The organism is Pseudomonas sp. GL_139_B (assembly GCF_057834475.1).
In genome coordinates this window covers 2,365,342-2,383,199 of sequence record NZ_CM174403.1, presented here as the reverse complement: position 1 = coordinate 2,383,199, position 17,858 = coordinate 2,365,342, and the positions used below count along the sequence as shown (strand labels likewise).

14 protein-coding genes and 2 pseudogenes are annotated in these 17,858 nt (G+C 56.2%); 11 read left to right on the top strand and 5 right to left on the bottom strand.

What is annotated here, in order from left to right; all coding sequences use genetic code 11:
- Window positions 1–7: 7 nt before the first annotated feature.
- Entirely contained in the window at window positions 8–2,059 is a 2,052-nt protein-coding gene (locus tag AC3ISI_RS10980) for an alkyl/aryl-sulfatase (protein ID WP_489336942.1), read from the bottom strand.
- 365 nt (window positions 2,060–2,424) lie between these two features.
- Here AC3ISI_RS10980 and AC3ISI_RS10975 point away from each other — a divergent pair, with 365 nt between their 5' ends.
- From AC3ISI_RS10975 to AC3ISI_RS10955, 5 genes are all read left to right on the top strand, one after another.
- Window positions 2,425–3,210 carry an enoyl-CoA hydratase/isomerase family protein gene (locus AC3ISI_RS10975; protein ID WP_489336941.1) on the top strand — a complete coding sequence of 262 codons (786 nt, stop codon included), beginning with the start codon at window positions 2,425–2,427 and terminating at the stop codon, window positions 3,208–3,210.
- A gap of 33 nt (window positions 3,211–3,243) precedes the next feature.
- Entirely contained in the window at window positions 3,244–4,491 is a 1,248-nt protein-coding gene (locus tag AC3ISI_RS10970) for a thiolase family protein (protein ID WP_489336939.1), read from the top strand.
- Between the two features lie 10 nt (window positions 4,492–4,501).
- A complete protein-coding gene (locus AC3ISI_RS10965; RefSeq protein ID WP_489336938.1) occupies window positions 4,502–5,659 on the top strand; it encodes an acyl-CoA dehydrogenase family protein in 1,158 nt (385 codons plus the stop codon).
- 73 nt (window positions 5,660–5,732) lie between these two features.
- Window positions 5,733–6,509: an SDR family NAD(P)-dependent oxidoreductase gene (locus tag AC3ISI_RS10960; protein WP_489336937.1), complete on the top strand. Its 777-nt coding sequence runs from the start codon at window positions 5,733–5,735 to the stop codon at window positions 6,507–6,509.
- Between the two features lie 40 nt (window positions 6,510–6,549).
- Complete coding sequence (locus tag AC3ISI_RS10955) at window positions 6,550–8,136, top strand: class I adenylate-forming enzyme family protein (protein ID WP_489336936.1); 1,587 nt, start codon at window positions 6,550–6,552, stop codon at window positions 8,134–8,136.
- Window positions 8,137–8,199: 63 nt separating this feature from the next.
- Here AC3ISI_RS10955 and AC3ISI_RS10950 read toward each other — a convergent pair.
- Window positions 8,200–8,558, bottom strand: a pseudogene (locus AC3ISI_RS10950) (DUF6124 family protein).
- A 526-nt stretch (window positions 8,559–9,084) separates the two neighbouring features.
- On the opposite strand from AC3ISI_RS10950, the pseudogene AC3ISI_RS10945 reads away from it, so the two are divergent.
- A pseudogene (locus tag AC3ISI_RS10945) lies at window positions 9,085–9,431 on the top strand (IS66 family transposase); the annotation flags it as partial.
- 41 nt (window positions 9,432–9,472) lie between these two features.
- On the opposite strand, the gene AC3ISI_RS10940 reads toward AC3ISI_RS10945, so the two are convergent.
- A complete protein-coding gene (locus tag AC3ISI_RS10940; RefSeq protein ID WP_489336935.1) occupies window positions 9,473–10,564 on the bottom strand; it encodes an IS630 family transposase in 1,092 nt (363 codons plus the stop codon).
- A 154-nt stretch (window positions 10,565–10,718) separates the two neighbouring features.
- Between AC3ISI_RS10940 and AC3ISI_RS10935 the strand changes: the two genes are divergently transcribed.
- The 3 genes from AC3ISI_RS10935 to AC3ISI_RS10925 all read left to right on the top strand — a co-directional run bounded on the left by AC3ISI_RS10935 (window position 10,719) and on the right by AC3ISI_RS10925 (window position 14,523).
- Complete coding sequence (locus AC3ISI_RS10935; RefSeq protein ID WP_489336934.1) at window positions 10,719–12,431, top strand: type III secretion effector GogB; 1,713 nt, start codon at window positions 10,719–10,721, stop codon at window positions 12,429–12,431.
- Between the two features lie 174 nt (window positions 12,432–12,605).
- Window positions 12,606–12,986 carry a CesT family type III secretion system chaperone gene (locus AC3ISI_RS10930; protein WP_489336933.1) on the top strand — a complete coding sequence of 127 codons (381 nt, stop codon included), beginning with the start codon at window positions 12,606–12,608 and terminating at the stop codon, window positions 12,984–12,986.
- A gap of 46 nt (window positions 12,987–13,032) precedes the next feature.
- Complete coding sequence (locus AC3ISI_RS10925) at window positions 13,033–14,523, top strand: hypothetical protein (protein ID WP_489336932.1); 1,491 nt, start codon at window positions 13,033–13,035, stop codon at window positions 14,521–14,523.
- Window positions 14,524–14,691: 168 nt separating this feature from the next.
- On the opposite strand, the gene AC3ISI_RS10920 is transcribed toward AC3ISI_RS10925, so the two are convergent.
- Together AC3ISI_RS10920 and AC3ISI_RS10915 are read right to left on the bottom strand one after the other, a co-directional pair.
- Window positions 14,692–15,477 (bottom strand): hypothetical protein, encoded by a 786-nt coding sequence (locus tag AC3ISI_RS10920; protein ID WP_489336931.1) that lies wholly within the window; start codon window positions 15,475–15,477, stop codon window positions 14,692–14,694.
- Window positions 15,478–15,493: 16 nt separating this feature from the next.
- Window positions 15,494–16,312, bottom strand: a complete 819-nt coding sequence (locus AC3ISI_RS10915) for a DUF2092 domain-containing protein (protein WP_489336929.1) — start codon at window positions 16,310–16,312, stop codon at window positions 15,494–15,496.
- 352 nt (window positions 16,313–16,664) lie between these two features.
- Between AC3ISI_RS10915 and AC3ISI_RS10910 the strand changes: the two genes are divergently transcribed.
- Window positions 16,665–17,342, top strand: a complete 678-nt coding sequence (locus AC3ISI_RS10910; RefSeq protein ID WP_489336928.1) for a DUF3313 domain-containing protein — start codon at window positions 16,665–16,667, stop codon at window positions 17,340–17,342.
- Between the two features lie 62 nt (window positions 17,343–17,404).
- Entirely contained in the window at window positions 17,405–17,833 is a 429-nt protein-coding gene (locus tag AC3ISI_RS10905; RefSeq protein WP_489336927.1) for a hypothetical protein, read from the top strand.
- The last annotated feature ends 25 nt before the right edge of the window (window positions 17,834–17,858 follow it).

Sequence of the window (17,858 nt, the reverse complement as noted above, 5' to 3'; positions counted from 1 at the left end):
CGTGATCCTATCGTGCAGGCGCATTGGGGCCGATCAGCTCAAAGTCCGGAGAGAATTTGTCCAGCGATCCCAGCACGTCATAGACCGCCATCTTGCTGCCATCGATCTTCAGATCGCCTTTGACAACCGCCTCAATCGGCGACAGTTTTTCCGCCAGAATGGCGTTCAGCGTTTCACGGGTCAGGGTCAGCGTGGCGTCGGCTTTGTCGGCGTTGTAATCAGGGATATAGGTCAACGCCGAGTTCTCCAGATTGAGCATGTAACGTTTGCCGTCAGGACCGACATCGGTGAAATTCCAGTTGAGGACAACGTGTTTTCCCTCGACATCCGGCGCCTTCAGACGTACCCCCAGGTAGTCGAAAATATTGTCGATGGTCAGCGCGCGCAGCATGTCGGGGCTGGCGGTGCGCAACGGCGAGGCGAGTTTCTTGCCACCGCTGCGTTGTTCCATCGCGGCGGCCAGATAACTGTTGCGCTCGACCGCTGATTCAGCCTGATAACCCAACTGTTCCAGGGCATCGGCGGACAACTCCCGAGCGGCCTTGTTGTCCGGTTCGGCGAAGATCAAATGGCTCATGGCTTGCGCCACCCAGCGGTACTGACCGTTGGCAAAGTCGGTGCGCGCATGGGCCAGCACGGCGTCGGCACCGCCGCCATACTCGACAAATTTCTTTCCGTAATCACCGTCGGACAACGCATCCATGTTGGCCGGATTAGCGTCATACCAACCCATGTATTGCTGATACACCGCCTTGGAGTTGCGCTGCACCGAACCATAAAAACCATGGGTGAAGGTTTCACTGGCCAGGCTCGCCGGCACGTGGCTGCGCATGTATTCGGCAATTTCGACCGGTTTGTAGCCCTTGTTGATCAGGCGCAGCGACTGGTCGTGCAGCCACTTGTACATGTCCCGTTGCTTGGACAGATAGTTGACCACGCGATCTTGCCCAAACACCGGCCAGCCGTGCTGCCCTACCAAAATGTCGGCGCCTGGCGCGAACTGATGCAGGGCCTGATTGAGGTACTTCGACCAAGCAAGCCCATCGCGAATGGACGCCCCGCGCAACGTCAGCAGTTGATGTTGGGTCGGCAGCGCCAGTTCACCAGTATCGAGCACCTTGAACTGCGGGAAGTAGTGGATGAACTCGGCGGGGGCTTCGGTGCCGGGTGCGAGCATGTTGACGATTTCGACGCCGTCAATGGTCAGGGTTTGCACCGGCTGGTCGAGTTCGAGGGTCGGCGCAATCAGGGTAATGGTGCCGTTGGACAAGGCCTTGGCGCCCCCAAGGTCAATCTGGCCCTGGGCGCTGCGTGGCAAGGTGGTGCCGAACTGGTACTCGGCGCGACGGCTCATGGCGTTGCCGGCCATCACGTTCTCGGCGACCGCGTGTTCCATGAAGCCCGCCGGGGCAATGATCTGCACCTTGCCCGACTTCACGTCCGCTTCATCGACGATGCCGCGAATACCCGCGAAGTGATCGACATGGCTGTGGTTGTAGAACACCGCGACCACCGGTTTGCGCGGCCGGTGCTGGTAATACAACTCTAACGAGGCGTGCGCCACCTCAGTGGCCAGGTTGCAATCAATGATGATCAGGCCGGTCTTGCCTTCGATGATGGTCATGTTGGTCAGGTCGAGACCGCGCACCTGATAAAAACCGTCCGTGACCTTGAACAGCCCGTTGGCCATGCTTTTGCGCGCCTGCTGCCACAGACTCGGATTGACCGTGGCTGGCGCATCGGCAGCGCCCAGGAATTCGTAGCCCTTGAGGCTGTACACCACGTGACCGTCGGCGGCGGTGGTTTCAGCGTCGGGCAGGCTGGCGATAAAACCGCGCTGGATATCGGCTTCTACCAGCGGATCAACGGCCGGCATGCTGTGTGCGGTGTTCGCGTTGGCGGCGATGGTCGCCTCGGTCGCGGCTTTCTGGCCACCCTGCCCTGCACTGTTGTCGACCGCTTGCAGATGAATCCCGCTTTGACCTCGCGACCATTGCAGCCCACCGACAATGCTGGCGGCCAACACTGACACCGTCAGCACTACACGGATTTTCTTCATCGCACGGTCTCTCTCTAATTGTTGTTCGAATACCGTTTCGATGGTGCAAGCAAGGCGCTCGGGTTGCTGGTCTTCTCAATCAATTCATCTGTCTTCACAGACCGGCCATCCCCCAAATACCACTGACTCATCAGGACAATCTGTGGGAGCGAGCCTGCTCGCGAAGGCGGCCTGCCAGTCAACATCAATGTTGAATGTGATGACCTCTTCGCGAGCAGGCTCGCTCCCACAAGTACAGCTGTGCTGCATCCCTCTCCCCCTGCGGACAAGCGCTTTCGTTGCAATGACCTGCGACGCCCCCCCTTGCGTTCCACTATCGGCCCATCAACCACGCCAATAGAGCGCTAACAACAAGGGGAGTTGTCATGAGTGATGATGTGCTGCTGTATGAAATCATCGGCCCGGTGGCGCGCTTGACGCTCAATCGGCCACGGGCGATGAACGCGTTGAACCTGGCGACCCTCGCCGAACTGGAACGCTGCCTGAACGACATCGCGCTCAACGATGAGCTGCGCGCGGTGATCCTCACGGGCACAGGACCAGCCTTCTGCGCCGGTGCCGATCTGAAAGAAGTGTTGGCCGGCAGCAGTTTGCCCGCTGGCGAAGCCGACTTTCTGGACCGCGCCAATCAGGTCTTTGGCCAATTACGCAATTTCCCCAAACCGGTGATTGCGGCTCTCAATGGCGTGACCATGGCCGGCGGCCTGGAATTGGCAATGTGCGCTGACATCGTGGTCGCCGCACAAAGCGCGACCCTGGCCGACGCGCATGCCAACTTCGGTGTCTTTCCCGGCGCCGGTGGCGCTGCGGTGCTGCCGCGACTGATCCCGTTGAACATCGCGATGTACTTGCTGATGACCGGCAAATCTCTCTCCGCCAGCGAAATGAAAGGCTACGGCCTGGTGTGCGAAGTCCACGCCGACGAAGAACTCGCCGACGCCGCCCTGGCATTGGCCAAACAAATCGCCAAAAAGAGCCCGATTGCCCTGCGCCGCATGAAAGAAGTGGCCCGCGCCTCGGCCGACAAGTCGCGCGAAGACGCCTTGCAGCACGAGCAAGTGATGCTGCGCCAGCACCTGCGCACCGCGGACTTCCAGGAGGGCCTGCAAGCCTTCGGCGAGAAACGCGCACCGAACTTCAAGGGCCGCTAGGCCGACACGCCCCCACACCTGCAGGAACAGACAATGAACGATATTTATGTAGTGGGCGTTGGCATGACGCCGTTTGGCCGATTGCTTGACCGCAGCGTCTACGACATGGTCGACGAAGCCGTGGGCCTTGCCTTGAAAGATGCCGGCGCCACCACCGCCGACGTCGGCTCGGTGTATTACAGCACCATGACCAACGGCATGCTGCAGGGTCAGACCGGGATTCCCGGCCCGATCGCGATGCGCCGGATCGGCATCGAAGGCGTCCCCGTGTTCTCCGTCGAGAATGCCTGCGCCTCCGGCTCTTCGGCTTTCAACCTGGCCACCCTGGCCTTGCGTGCCGGGCAGTGCGACATCGCTCTCGCCGTCGGTGCCGAGAAGATGAATGTCCCGGACAAATCCAAGATGTTCGCCGTGTTCGATGGCGGCTGGGACGTGTCCACCGTCGAGCAGAACAAGCAGACCTTGCTGGCCATGGGCGAAGGCATCGTGCCGCCGCCGGGCACCGTTTCCGAGCGTCCTTACAGCGTGTTCATGGACGTGTACGCCGCGATTTGCCGCAACCACATGTTGCGTTACGGCACCACTCAGCGCCAGATCGCAGCCGTTGCGGCGAAGAACCACCAGCACTCGGTGCACAACCCGCTTTCGCAATTCCAACAGGCCTTCAGCATCGACGAAGTGCTGGCCTCGCCACCGATTTGCTACCCGCTGACCACCCTGATGTGTTCACCGATCAGTGACGGCGCTGCCGCCGTGCTGTTGTGCAACGCCGACGGCCTCAAGCGCTTGAAAAGTGCCGGTGACCGCGCAGTCCGCGTGCTTGCAAGTGTGGTGCAAACCGGTACCCACCGTGGTCTGGATGAGCCAGAAAAAATCATCGCCCACCTCGCGGCGAAGAAAGCCTACGCCCTGGCCGGTGTGAACCCGTCCGACGTCGACGTCGCGGAAGTCCACGACGCTTCGGCCATCGGCGAAATCCTCAACGCCGAATCGCTGATGCTGGTGCCGTTCGGCGAAGGTGGCCCGGCCGCCGAGCGCGGTGATTTCACCATCGGCGGGTGCATGCCGATCAACCCGTCCGGTGGTCTGGAATCCAAGGGCCATCCGATCGGTGCCACTGGCCTTGGGCAAATCCATGAGCTGGTCACGCAACTGCGCGGCGAAGCCGGCAAGCGCCAGGTCGAAGGCGCACGCATTGCCATTCAGGAAAACGGTGGAGGCCTGTTCGGCATCGAAGAAGCCGTGGTCGCCGTGAACATCCTCGCCAACAAGAATAGTTAAGGAGCCCCCCATGGGACACGTCATGCGCACCCCGGAACAACTCGAAGCCGTCGAGAGTTTCCGTCGTTTCCTGGCCGACAAGGTCGACCCCGTGTTCAACAAGGAATACCGCGACAAGTTCATGCCCAAAGAGAAAATGGCCGAGATGATGCGCCAGCTCTCCGAGTTCGGCATGGTCAGCGGCGCGGTCAGCGAAGCCCATGGCGGGCTGGGTCTGGACTGGCCGACCATGACCATGTTGTTCGAAGAAGTCGCCGCCTGCTCGGTGGACCTGTCGACGCCGGTGGTCATCAACTCCTTCGGCGCGCAAATGCTCGAAAAACTCGCCCCGGATCACCTGCGCGAACGCTACCTGCCGGGCCTGATCAGCGGCGATTCGTTTGTCAGCGTCGGCATTTCGGAACCGGATGTCGGCTCCAACGTGTTGGAAATCAAGACCCGCGCCCGTCGCGACGGTGATGACTACATCATCACCGGCGAGAAAACCTGGATCAGCAACGGCGCGTACTCAGATTTCCTGATTTGCACCTGCCGCACCGGCGATGACCCGCGCAAGGGTCTGACCCACTTCCTGCTGGACCGCAAAGAACACCCGTATGAAGTACAGAACATCCACAAGATGGCCTGGAACAGCCAGTCCACCGCGCAGATCTTCCTCAACGACGTGCGCGTTCCGGCCAGCAACATCATCGGCGGCGAAGGCCAGGCACTGAAAAACACCCTGTCATTCTTTGAACGTTCCCGGGTATTCGTGGCGGCTCAAGGCTTGGGCATTGGCCGTCGCGCACTGGAAGAAGCCGTGCGTTACGCCAAAGAGCGCAAGCAGCACGGCAAAGTGATCGCCGGTCACCAGTTGATCAGCGCCATGCTCGCGGAAATGGCCACCAACGTTGATGCGGCCCGCCTGCTGACCTACCGCGCCGCCGAGATGATCGGTGCCGGCATCCCGGCAGAAATGGAAGCGGCGATGGCCAAGTACTTCGCTTGCGAGGCCGCTGTAACCATCGCCCGTCAAGCCGTGCAGATCCACGGCGGTGCCGGTGTGACCACCGACTTCCTGGTCGAGAAACTGGCCCGCGAAGCCATCATCGTGCCAATCCCGGAAGGCACCACACAGATCCAGCAACTAATCATTGGCCGCGCCCTGACCGGGGTCAACGCGTTCTGATCAACCGCCCGTTCTATCCCAAACAATAAAAACCCGGCCCCTTTGGGCCGGGCAGCGAACAAGGAAACTCTCCATGCGTATTCAAGACAAAGTTATCGTCATCACCGGCGGCGCTTCGGGCCTGGGCCTGGCCACTGCGCATTACATGGCCAGCGAAAAAGGCGCCCGTGTGGCGATTTTCGACCTGAACGTTGAAGCCGGCGAACAAGCCGTGGCAGCCATTGGTGCCGATCGCGCGATGTTCGTGCAGACCGACGTCAGTGACGAAGCCTCGGTGCAGCAGGCCGTCGATGCAGTAATCGGCCAATTCGGCGCCATCCATGTGTGCATCAACGGCGCGGCCGTGCCGACCGGTTTCAAAGTGCTGGGTCGTGAAGGCAAGGCGGCCCCGCTGGCCCGTTTCGCCCAGGCCACCGCGATCAACCTCAATGGCGTGTTCAACGTCATGTCCAAGTGCGCCGAGCACATGGCCCATAACGAAGCCGAAGCCGGCGAAGAACGCGGCGTGGTGATCAACGTGTCGTCCGGTGCCGCCTACGAAGGCCAGGTCGGCCAGTGCGCCTACGCGGCCACCAAGGCTGGCGTGATCGGCATGAACATGCCGGCCGCTCGCGAACTGGGTGAGATTGGCGTGCGCGTCAATGCCATCGCACCCGGCCTGTTCCTGACCACCATGGTCGCCGGTCTCGACGAGAAGATTCTCAACTCGCTCAAAGAGCAGATGGAGTCGCCGAAACGCCTGGGTGACATGCGTGAGTTCGCGCATTGCTGCGCGTTCCTGATCGAAAACGCCTACGTCAACGGCGAGACCATCCGCCTGGATGCCGCCTCGCGCATGCGTGCCCGATAACGCGCGTTGCGGTCTTCTGGAGCTATTGGAGCGGTCCACCATGAAAATGAATTTTAGCCGGGTCATGCGCTTGCTCGCGCTGCGTCATCGCGACCAGGAAGCCATCGTCAACATCGAGCGTAATCGGCGCTACACCTACGAGCAGTACCATCTGCTGACCAACCGGATCGCCGATGTCCTGCGCTCGATGCTGCACGTGCGCGCAGGCGAGCGCTTCATGCTGATCCTGGAAAACGACAACCTCAGCCTGATGATGTTTCCCAGCACCTTCAAGCAGGAAGGCACGGTGGTCATGACCAACCTTCGCGATCCGCTCGAAGAGCATTCGCGGCAAATCGATCTGGTCAATCCTCGAGTGGTGTTTCTCGAAACCCGCTTGCTCGACAGTTACTACAGCATGCTGAGCGAGCATGGCTGCGAGATCGTGGTGATGGACCCGCCTACGGCCGAGCAAGCCAGCCTGCCCGGGGTTCACAGCTTCTGGTCGTTGGTGGATACCGCGTCCGACCTCGACAACGATGTGAGCCTCGATACCGACCAGCACATCTGCATGCTGCGCTTCACCGGTGGCACCACCGGCAAAGGCAAGTGCGCGATGTATTCCATCGACAACTGGATGGCCTGCCGTGACGCGGCGTTCATCAATACTGACCTGGGCTTGTCCAGTGCGACGCGGTTGTTACATGTCTCGCCACTGTCGCACGGTACGCTGATGCTGTTTTTCCCGACGTTCTACGGCGGTGGCACCAACCTGACCATGAACCAGTTGGACATGGAAGCCTGGCGCCAGCAGGTCGAACAGGAGCGTGTCACCCACTCGTTCCTGGTGCCGACCGTGCTGTATCGCTTGCTGGAAATGCAACGCGCCGCGCCCAAGGATTTTTCATCGCTGAACACCCTGATCTACGGCGCCGCGCCGATGAGTCCGGACAAGCTCGGTGAACTGGTGGAATGCTTCGGGCAGATTTTTGTCCAGGGCTACGCCGCCACCGAAGCGCCGATGGTCATCGCCGCACTCGACAAGGCTTCGCACCAGCCCGGCAATGCCGCCGCGTTGCAACGCTTGTCGTCCGCCGGTCGTCCGACGCCTGGTGTCGAAGTGTTTATCGCCGATACGGACGGCACGCCGCTGCCGGTCGGCGAAACCGGCGAGATCCGTATTCGCTGCAAAGCCGTGATTAAAGGTTACTTTGAAAACCCGGAAGCGACCGCCGCCGAGTTCGAAGACGGGGCATGGAAATCCGGTGACTTGGGTTACATCGACCACAACGGTTTCCTGTACATCGTCGATCGTCTCAAGGACATGATCATCAGCGGCGGTTTCAACGTCTACGCGGTGGAAGTCGAAGCCGCGCTGGCAGCGCATCCGTCGGTACTGATGGCGGCCGTGGTCGGCATTCCGCACGCGGAATGGGGCGAGGCCGTGCATGCCGAAGTCATCCTGCGTCAGGGTGAATCCGTTACTTGCGAGGAGTTGATTGCACAGACCCGAACGCGACTGGGTGGCTACAAGGCGCCGAAATCGCTGGTATTCGTTGATGAACTCCCTCTTTCGGTGGTCGGCAAGGTGCTACGTCGGCAAGTGCGGGAAAAGTACTGGAAGGGATCGTTGCGTAACATCAGCTGATGACTCAGTCAGTGCCTGTTCCGGGTCATGCAGACTCGGAGCAGGCGCTGCTGAAATCACGCTCTAAACAGGCATATCAATTTGATCCAGCACCCGGTTATCTGTGATCTCCGCCACCATGATGCTGTTTGAAATCCCCAGCAACGCGTAACGCGCCTCCCCCTCCAGGTGATCCACCAACTGATGGACCATCACATCGACCGAAGCCGCGTCGAGACCAAAAACACCACCAGGGTTTCGTTCCTCGCCGCTTCATCCACGGAAAACAACTTGCTGGGTGTACGCGCGGTGGCTTTGATATCGAAGTTCGATGGGAAGTGAAAGTCGAGGGCACGCTCGGCGGCCTCGTTGAGTTTGTTTGAATCGGGTTCGTACGGAGAAACCAGATCGGCGTCCGGTGGGTTGGGCGTTACTTTGAACATAAGCCAGATCCTAATATGGAGTGCCACCCCTCTTGCGATCAAACGTAAGGGGAGGCAGCTCTACGCAGGTTAGTCGACCGGGGGTCTAGCAAACCGGCGCGCCCGAGGGCGCCCAACTCACAGCTACTATCGAGTGCAGGCGTGGGAATGCCTGACTGTACTCCAACCTTGGTGGTCGTTTTGCTGTTATGTACCGCGACGGTGTCCGCTGAGCTACGGGATCTACACCACCGCCCCCCGATCTAGCAGTTCAGCTGCCCCAAGAACCAGCAGCAGTTCCAGAAACAAGGCACAGAAATCGTCGACAAGGTGTGCAGGTACTAGAAGATAGGCCCTCTACTGCTGCAGAAGCTGGCGCCCTCCGTGAAAGCTCCAACATTGATCGTAGGCGACGGCAGAGTGCTACTAGGGCTTGGCACCTGCCCTTTTGGGAATCGCTGATTGCTGTGGATTAGAAGCACATTTTTACACAACACTTAATTCATGTACTCGTTCAATACATCGACTGAGTTAGTGCACCTACCATTTAAAAAGCTGGCTGGAGAAAACTTAACCGCAGGTCACTGCACAAAATGCCATGGTAAAGCGGTCAATTGTCTGGCCAGTAACTGAAATCAGATTGAGCGTTTTATAGAAGCTGGATTGTTACCGGCCGGCAACAATACCGTTTAAAAAGCAATCAAACCGTTTGTTATCGGTCGGCAGGCATGGTTGTTGAGCGATACGCCCAAGGACGCTGCAACCAGTGCGCAGATCAACAGCCCACTCGAGACCGCCAAAGCCAACGGTCAGGACCTATACATGGCTGCGCCCGTACTGGAGCGATTACCGCAGGCGGAGTCGGATGAGAGCTTTAAGGCCCGACCATCCTGAAATTGACGGGGATCATGAGCGCACACTAGTGTCCTGAGCGGTTAATTCAAGAATCTATTTTTAATCGCCCCCAGCTTTGCTTTATGCACCGAGCTGATGATGGTTTCAGCCGTTTTGTTCCACTTGAATGGTTTTGCTGAGTGCTCATTGTGGGCTTCGATAAATTGACGAATGCCCGTTTTCAGCTCCGCGACGCTGGTAAAAACACCCCGGTACAGGGCTCGCCGCTCCAGTTGAGCGAACCAGCCTTCCACGGCATTCAGCCAAGAGGCGCTGGTCGGCGTGAAGTGCAGCTTGAAGCGTGGATGCTTCTCCAACCACTGCTTGATCGCGAGAGTCTTGTGAGTTGAACTGTTGTCCAGGATCACATGCAGATCCAGTTCGGCCGGTGTGCTGCGGTCGATCTGTTGCAGGAAAGCCAAAAACTCCTTGGCCCGATGACGCTGGGTAATCCGTCCGATCACCTTGCCCGTCAAAATGTCAAAAGCCGCGTACAGACTCGCCGTCCCGTGGCGTTTGTAATCGTGGGTTCGACGCTCGATCTGCCCGGGACGTAGCGGCAACATCGGCTGCGTGCGATCCAGTGCCTGGATCTGGGTTTTCTCGTCAACCGACAGCACCAGCGCGTTATCCGGCGGGTTCAGGTAGAGCCCGACCACATCGACCACCTTTTCGGCAAAGAGAGGATCGTTACTGATTTTGAAGGTCTTCAGCCGGTGCGGCTTGAGGTCGGAAGCGGCCCAGACTTGTCGAACCTGCCACGTACTGACCTGCGCATATTTGGCCATCAGGCGAACACTCCAATGTGTTGCCTCACGAGGGACACGCTGAGTTGTTAACGTCAGGATGTCGTTGAATTTTGCAGCACTGAGCTTGCGCGGCTGGCCGCTACGCGGCAAATCGTTTAATCCCTCAAGCCCTGCCTCCTGATAGCGCTTGCGCCATTTAAAGATCACGGATGCCGATATTTGCATCTGCTCAGCAACGGTATTGGGTGTGAGCCCATCCGCCAAGAGAAGCAATATTCTGGCGCGCTGTGCGAGGTTCTGCGCCAATGACCCCATCCGCAACCAGCTTTGCAAGGTGACGAGGTCGGAAGGTGTTAAAGCAAAGGGAGCAGCGGGACGGGCCATTTGTACAATCAGTCCATGACGGTGGGCCATCAGTTTACCGCCCCTCTGATTGATAGTCGAACTAACCGCTCATGACACTAGTACCGTTGAGATAACTTAAATTCAGAATAAGTCGATTCAACTAAAGCCTATATTTTAAAGAAGGACAACTAAGATGCCAGTAGGAATAACAGGGAATTCAGCGTCAATCAGCTATCCCACAGGAAATGATATCGCTCAGTTGGACCCGGTGAGCCAATGGGTAAAGGATGCTCCTAAAGGCGAGGACCGGCGGAGTGTTGCATGCCAAATAACAAATGCGCTTTCAACTGGGATATTGGAAATAAAGTTTAAAAATATCACTTCTTTACCTTCTTTACCGGAAGGCTTATCAACGTTGACCATTACCTGCTGCGCTGAACTCATGTCGCTCCCAGTGCTACCAGATAGTTTGAAAGAACTGAAGATACATGCATTTAGAAATTTTGAGATATCGAGCTTTCCGAATACTTTAGAAAAAATTTGCATCGGAGGGTTCAATCGTATTGAACGCTTTCCCAAATTGCCTGATGGGCTCTTGCATTTCTCAGTCGACGGCCATTATGTGCCTCCTCTTCCAGAAGGGCTGTTAACGCTATCACTTACTGAGTGCAAGGGGTTTTCAGCCAAGCCAGAACTACCTGGCAGCTTGAAACAGTTGAACATACGTGATTGTGAGCACCTTGAAATATCAAGCTTTCCAAATAACTTAGAAACCATTAGCATCAGAGGAGACAAAAATAAGATTCGACACATACCTAAATTGCCTGACGGGCTATTGCACTTCTCAGTCTACAACAATTTCGTACCTCCGCTCCCTGAAGGGTTATTGACGCTATCACTCAATTCTTGCGATGGCCTTTCGGATTTGACATGCCTGCCAGCCAGTTTAGATGAGCTGGAAATTAGCGATTGCAACAACCTGCCAACCTTGCTGAACTTACCCAGCGGATTAAAAAAATTAGATTTATCTTATAATAGCTCAATCATTGACTTGGCAGCACCTCTTCCAAACAGTTTGCATGCATTGAAAATCAACCACTGCAACAATATTAACTTTCCAACCAATCTTCCAAACAAACTTTCACACATAGAACTACTTTCAGACACAGCAAAAACCTGGAACATACTCCCCCAAGATCTTCCCACCCATATAAATATGGTTATTGGCGAATCGATCAAATTCAATCCCGAGTGCCTTAAACTGCCATCGGTAACTTATTTCAATACTTCCACTGAAGCACCCAATCACTTTCAAGCTGGAGGTGTAGTCTATGGAAAAGCTCACGATAGATGGCAGGTGTTTCGCATGATCAGCAAGTTAAACGGTTTTTCTGAAAAAGATATAGTAATGCAGAACACGCTAACCAATTCTATCTGGAGTAAAGATGCGCACTGGAAATTCAAGTCTGATGATGAAACCAAAGAGCGCGTAAACGACTACGGTAGAGCCTTGGATTTCAAAAAATTCATTGCGCAGCACGATAGATACAACGTTACAGATCCAGTTATATCTGCCTCTCTCGACACCAAGGGATTTTTCGCAAAAACGAGCAAAGCGGGACTTGAGTTTCAAACTAAAATCCGAGAACAGTCAGTCATTTTTTGTGTAGACCAGCTTCTTGATGTGATTCCGGAAATTGTCAGTAAGCAAGGACGTCACGGCATCGCAATCACCTCGCACGAACTGCGATGGATATATCGACACCGTGATGATATTAAAGTAAAAGAAAACGTTAAATTTTCTTTGCATGGAAAACTCGTTTCGCACGAGACAGTTTTTTCGTTGCCGGGCTGGGATAAATATCAACCTAAAAGCGCAATTCAAACGCAGAATCACCTGAGCTAACTTTAAGAAAATTGCGCTGAAGCTGGGTGGTTGCAGGATCTGAGTGCAACTGCCTATCTTATCCAAGCCTATGGCATACCCAAGATGTTCAATGAAGCAAACTCTGGGCAGAAATACTACTTATTATGAAAAACCACCAAAACCTTAAAACCCCTTCACCTTGACGAGTTTAAATTGAACGCATTGATAATACTGTGTCAGGAATTCAGCCAGCTGACCGGGGTAGAGCTTGATCTAAGTATCGGGCCTGTGCGCCTGGACATTGGACAATTCGGCCCGTGGTGGTTGGAGGCCGACAGCAGCCAGCGAGTATTAACCTTTCACCATACGGTCGGCCAAGCCAAACCGAATGAGTTTGCCCACTGGCTAGATATTAATTACCAATTTTCTCTCTTGGGAGGTGCTTGGCTTGCCTACCATCAGCCAACCGAAACCATCAGATTATGCTTGCTGCAAGAGGTGGTTCGGCTGGATGGAGATGTGTTGGCTAACTTACTCGATAACTTGCAACAGGTTCGGGCCGATTTACCTATGCCCCTCTATGCGCATCAATAGCTCAACCTCTAACTGCCCTATTTATAGATAAGAGATTACGTTTCCTATGATTACGGCCACTTCAGCATCATTCAATCCACTTGTTACCACACTGCAAGAATCCAAGAACACATCTAAGATTGAACCTTCCCACTCTACCTCCATCACACCATTAACTAATCCCGCCCCCCAAAAAATTGAGTGGCAGAATAATAGCATTGCAAGCAATAAGCAGATAGAAGCCAACCTCGCTCGCTTGGCCAGTGAAAGCCCGGCAGCACACAAAACTGCAGATGCTCTGCTGACCACATTGGCCAAGCTATTTATCCGGGTTGAGAAAAATGAGCTAAATGCCATTACCAATATGCTGGGAAGTTATGCACCTGACAACCCCAACTTTAGCTCCGTCGGACAGCTGGGTGCCGGTGGTTTCAGTCGAATCATGAATGAAGCTCGTCAGGGAGGGGCGCCCGCCCTTCGTGACGGACAAGACCCCCTCACATTAAGAGAGAAAGCGACAGCCTTTTACAATTTGACCCACTCGGCCTATTTTCGCGAAACTATGGAGCAGCTCCACAGCGATCCCGAGCTGAAAAAACTGGCTGCCGATATTGTTGACATCAGCTATCTGGAGTCCAAGCAATTTGCGCCTGCCCAAGGGAGTAGCAAGGAACGACCATTGGCTGATCAGCTAGCGCTCTACACATACAATAACGAAAATAAAAGTGATGCCTCGGAAAACGTGCACCTTTATGAGCAACTAAAAGAAGTGGGGGATGAAAAGCTCAGCAGCAACCCCGCTAAGGCAGGCAGCAGCCTAACCAAGGCATTAGTTGATTTTCGGGAAAAATCCGAAGTTTCCGATATGGTCTGGGCCTCGGCGGCAGACCTTGTTTCAGATCGACGAATGACCGGGCGCGAACTTGTCTTTGCTCGTTACAATCCGCGCAACCGCATAGATCGCGACGAAAGGCAGTTTGGCAATCAAGCCCCAGTAAAAGCGTTCGCGACGCTCCCACTTGAACAGACTGTGGTCGAGCGAGACGTTGGTTTCGCCGTCTGGCAGGTCAAAGAGGGGACCGGGTTTTACCAAGATGCTCAGTTACAACATAAGCCAACTGTTGCGGGCCCTTCCGGCACGACCGATCGCTTTATGACCGCTGCCCGATTACTGGGAAATGGCCTGATGAGCGAACTTGGTCTTAACCAATCAAAGGCCGGTGAAACTCAGGAGCAAACGAATACGAGGGCTGAAAGAGAAATGAAAGAACTGGTTCGTTGGATGGCAACTGGCAACATGGTCGATGACTACCATCACTCCATGATTGAGGTCAATCTGGCGGCTGCGAACCATGGCCTCCCTGCCCAATGGGGAACCGCCCTATACAGCGAGCCCTTCAGTGCCCCGATAAAAACTGACCACTTCACTGTTTCCAGTGAGGAAGTGATGAGAGCGGCAGAGCAGCAGTCTACGGTGAAGACACACTACGAAAACTTTCGGTACTATCTTCAAGGAGGACGTCGAGCCAAGTTCACGCCTGATGGACGTATAGCCTGACGCTCGGCCGCCGACGCCCCGCGGGGCCGCGAAGCGACCCCGTAGAAGGTACAGCGCCACAACCTAAACGTCACTTAGTCCTCACCACAGCAAACAGCCCCCAAGCAGGCCTATCATTTTTCTCCAGCACCCGGTTCTCCGAGGAATCAAATGACTGAGCGACGCTGATCATGGCGGCGTCACCACGGTGTAATAAACCCCGTTGGCGCCATAGGCAGGTTGCAACCAGGAATTGCCGCACTGGTAGTACGTGCTCTGGGAAAAAGTCTGCAAATTACATCCAATGGGCAGGCTGGCATAAGTCTGACCCAAGGGCATCGTCGGCGGTCCCGAAGCGACCATCCCGGCGTTATAGCCAGCGCTGAAATCGTCGGCGTCGACATCCTCGTCGGCCACCGCTCCTGCTGCCTCCCCGACCGCCACGCCCGTCGCAGCAGCGGCTACCGGATTGACACCACCGCAGTAATAACAGCCGCTGCTGGCAATCACACCGGTGGGTGGATGGTAGTAGGCGGTCCCGTAAGGAACTGACTGGTAAGCCGACCCGCCATAAGCGGGTGCCCGGTAAGCCGTCGTGCCATAACCGTCCGCGTGGTAGCCAGCAGCGGTGGCGCCATTTTCACCTTGTGCATGCCAGGCACCCTCCCCGCCGGCAGCTGTCCCGCCTTCTGCACCCGTGCCTGACCAGGACCCACCGCCGCCGGAGGCCGAACCGCCGCGATAGCCTGAACCACTCCAACTGCCGTCACCGCCGGAGGCCGAGCCGCCGCGATTGGTTTCGCCACTCCAGCTACCATCGCCGCCCGAAGCCGAGCCGAATTCGCCGGAACGCCCCCATGACCCTCCACCGCCGTATCCCCCCCCAAAACCACCAGCGTGTGACCAGGCTGCCGCCTCGTTACACATCAGCGCGGCGATTAACAGGCCCGCGAACTTCAAGGTAAATCTGTTCATGATTCAACCTCCTCGTTCAAGGTTTTGTGACCGGATCTTTAACGCCTGGCGGGGCGCGCAGGGCAGGAGGCGGGGCAAACTTGATCCGGCGCGCCGACTCGATCTGGTCAGGTTTGAAGAACGCCGCAGGCATCGCTGAACTGAGCTTCCAGTCACTGAAATCGACCTGATGCCGGGATCGGGTCGGGTCATCGAGAAACACTGCGCGCAGCCGGCGCGGGAGCTTGTCCTCGGCACCGATCCAGGCTTGGACGAACACGGTGTCGCTGGTGTATGCAATCACATCGGTGGTGGTATCGCCGACCACCGTGGACTGGCCGATGTAGAACGCCACACGCATATCCCTGGACAGGTCTTTATACGGATCAGCGACGATCACGTCGGTAAACGGAAAATAAATTGCCGCACGCTGGTACGCGGCCGCAAGCGTCGCGTCGATGGTGGGAGGCGCATCGGCTTGTGCGAGCAGTTTGTCTTTGCGCTCAAAGGCATAGGCTTGCTTGCCGTCGTAATAGAACTCGGTGGCCGAACCATCGCCTGAGGTCATGACACGAAGCTGATCCGGGCGTTGCTCAGTGACCAGCGCCACCGAGCTATAGGCCAGGGGTGGCCCAAGCCGGCTGGGCTTTTCGTAGGTGGTAACGGCTTTGAAACTCAGGCCCTTGGCGCTGGTCAGGCGAGCGCTCATGGCCTTCAGAATATCCAGCGCCTTGGGCTCCAATTGCACCGCAGGCGCATCGACCGCCGGTGTCTGGGCAGCGTGCAACGGGGTGGCAACGACAGCCATCACCATGCTGACCGTGAACAAGCAGGCGTACTGCTGGAGGCTAGGCATCTTTTGTTCTCCGCAGAGAGAGGTCAGGCGTTAAACGACGGGTGACGAAAATGACGTCGTAACGGATCGTATTCATATGAATACGTGTAGATGATGTATGCCTTGCACCGGTTTGCAGTCATCGACCACCCGGATATATCAGCAAAGCTCAATTTGCGGTCATTCGCCATTCATTCGAAAAAATAACCGGACCAATTCGGGTAATAAAAGTCAGTGCGGAACGCATGGGCTGGATATTTCAGCATTGCTACCTACGCTCTCCTCAGAAGTGTTTGCATTTCGACGCAAGTGGTCGATGGCCGACTGCATTAACGCCGAAACAATCGAATTTATCCCGGGAGCACACACCACCATGAACCTGTACCGAAAACTGCTCATCGGCACCGCATTGGCCACAATCCTGCTCGGCGGTTGCACCTCCAAAGTCACCGAGACGACGCAATACTCCGGTTTCCTGTCGAGCTACAGCGACCTCAAGGAAGTCGAAACGCCCAGCGGTGGCACGGCGATGCGCTGGGTGAGCCCCTCGTTTGACCGGAATGCGTATACCACCGTGGCGTTCAATACGCTGGAGTTCTACCCCGCGCCAAAACCCAACGAGCGGGTCAATATGCAGACGTTGCTCGACTTGCAGAACTACATGACCAGCACGGCCAAAAGCGTGCTGGGCCAGAAATACCGGATAGTGTCTAGCGCGGCCGCAGCACCGGCCGGAGCAAACACCCTGATCCTGCGTGCGGCAATCACTGGGGTCAGCGCCTCGAACGAAGGCATGAAGTGGTATGAAGTGGTGCCGATTGCAGCCGTTGTAGGAGCGACTCAGGCCGCCACCGGTCACCGGGATCAGGACACTAACCTGTTTATCGAAGCCGAGCTCATCGACGCCAGGACTAATCAAACCGTCGTCAAAGTGGTGCGCAAAATTTTCGGCACCCCGCTGGAGAACGACAAGCAGGCAATCACCACCAAGGACTTCAAAGCCGCGATCGACAAATTGAACGCCGATATCTGGGCGTTCATCCGCAGTTGAGCCCTGTTTCAACCGCCAAATAAGGTTGGCGGTTGAATTAACCCAAGCAGAGGACATTTGACATGCATCCGTTTTCCTCACGTCCATTATCAAATGTGCACAGAACGTTGTTCTTCACCGCGCTCATCGGTTGTGTACTGGCGTTAAGCGCTTGCGCAACGGTGGAAGCCCAGACAACCCAGTATGTTGGGGTCCCACAGTATCCGCCGACCATTGCGGCCGAAGTCCAGGTGTTACGCACAGACCCGAAGCGCCCCTTTGTACGACTGGGTGAAATTCTGATTGATGCCAGCATCGAACCGGCACCCCCGATGGCCGAGATTGAACTCAAACTGCAAAGCGAAGGCGCCAAGCTTGGCGCAGACGCGGTTGTCGTGGTTTACGACAAAATTGCGACCGTCGGGGCCTACGTGTCCGGCCCGGTATGGGCCCGTGACGTCAATACGATCCAGGGGCGCAAGCTCAAAGCCATTGCCATCAAATACAAATAAACAATTACCGACAATGAGGAACACC

Coding starts and splice junctions, on each gene's coding strand:
- AC3ISI_RS10955 (WP_489336936.1), top strand. CDS start 6,550: ATGAAAATGAATTTTAGCCGGGTCATGCGCTTGCTCGCGCTGCGTCAT.
- AC3ISI_RS10910 (WP_489336928.1), top strand. CDS start 16,665: ATGAACCTGTACCGAAAACTGCTCATCGGCACCGCATTGGCCACAATC.
- AC3ISI_RS10980 (WP_489336942.1), bottom strand. CDS start 2,059: ATGAAGAAAATCCGTGTAGTGCTGACGGTGTCAGTGTTGGCCGCCAGC.
- AC3ISI_RS10965 (WP_489336938.1), top strand. CDS start 4,502: ATGGGACACGTCATGCGCACCCCGGAACAACTCGAAGCCGTCGAGAGT.
- AC3ISI_RS10940 (WP_489336935.1), bottom strand. CDS start 10,564: ATGGCCCGTCCCGCTGCTCCCTTTGCTTTAACACCTTCCGACCTCGTC.
- AC3ISI_RS10935 (WP_489336934.1), top strand. CDS start 10,719: ATGCCAGTAGGAATAACAGGGAATTCAGCGTCAATCAGCTATCCCACA.
- AC3ISI_RS10960 (WP_489336937.1), top strand. CDS start 5,733: ATGCGTATTCAAGACAAAGTTATCGTCATCACCGGCGGCGCTTCGGGC.
- AC3ISI_RS10920 (WP_489336931.1), bottom strand. CDS start 15,477: ATGAACAGATTTACCTTGAAGTTCGCGGGCCTGTTAATCGCCGCGCTG.
- AC3ISI_RS10915 (WP_489336929.1), bottom strand. CDS start 16,312: ATGCCTAGCCTCCAGCAGTACGCCTGCTTGTTCACGGTCAGCATGGTG.
- AC3ISI_RS10905 (WP_489336927.1), top strand. CDS start 17,405: ATGCATCCGTTTTCCTCACGTCCATTATCAAATGTGCACAGAACGTTG.
- AC3ISI_RS10925 (WP_489336932.1), top strand. CDS start 13,033: ATGATTACGGCCACTTCAGCATCATTCAATCCACTTGTTACCACACTG.
- AC3ISI_RS10970 (WP_489336939.1), top strand. CDS start 3,244: ATGAACGATATTTATGTAGTGGGCGTTGGCATGACGCCGTTTGGCCGA.
- AC3ISI_RS10975 (WP_489336941.1), top strand. CDS start 2,425: ATGAGTGATGATGTGCTGCTGTATGAAATCATCGGCCCGGTGGCGCGC.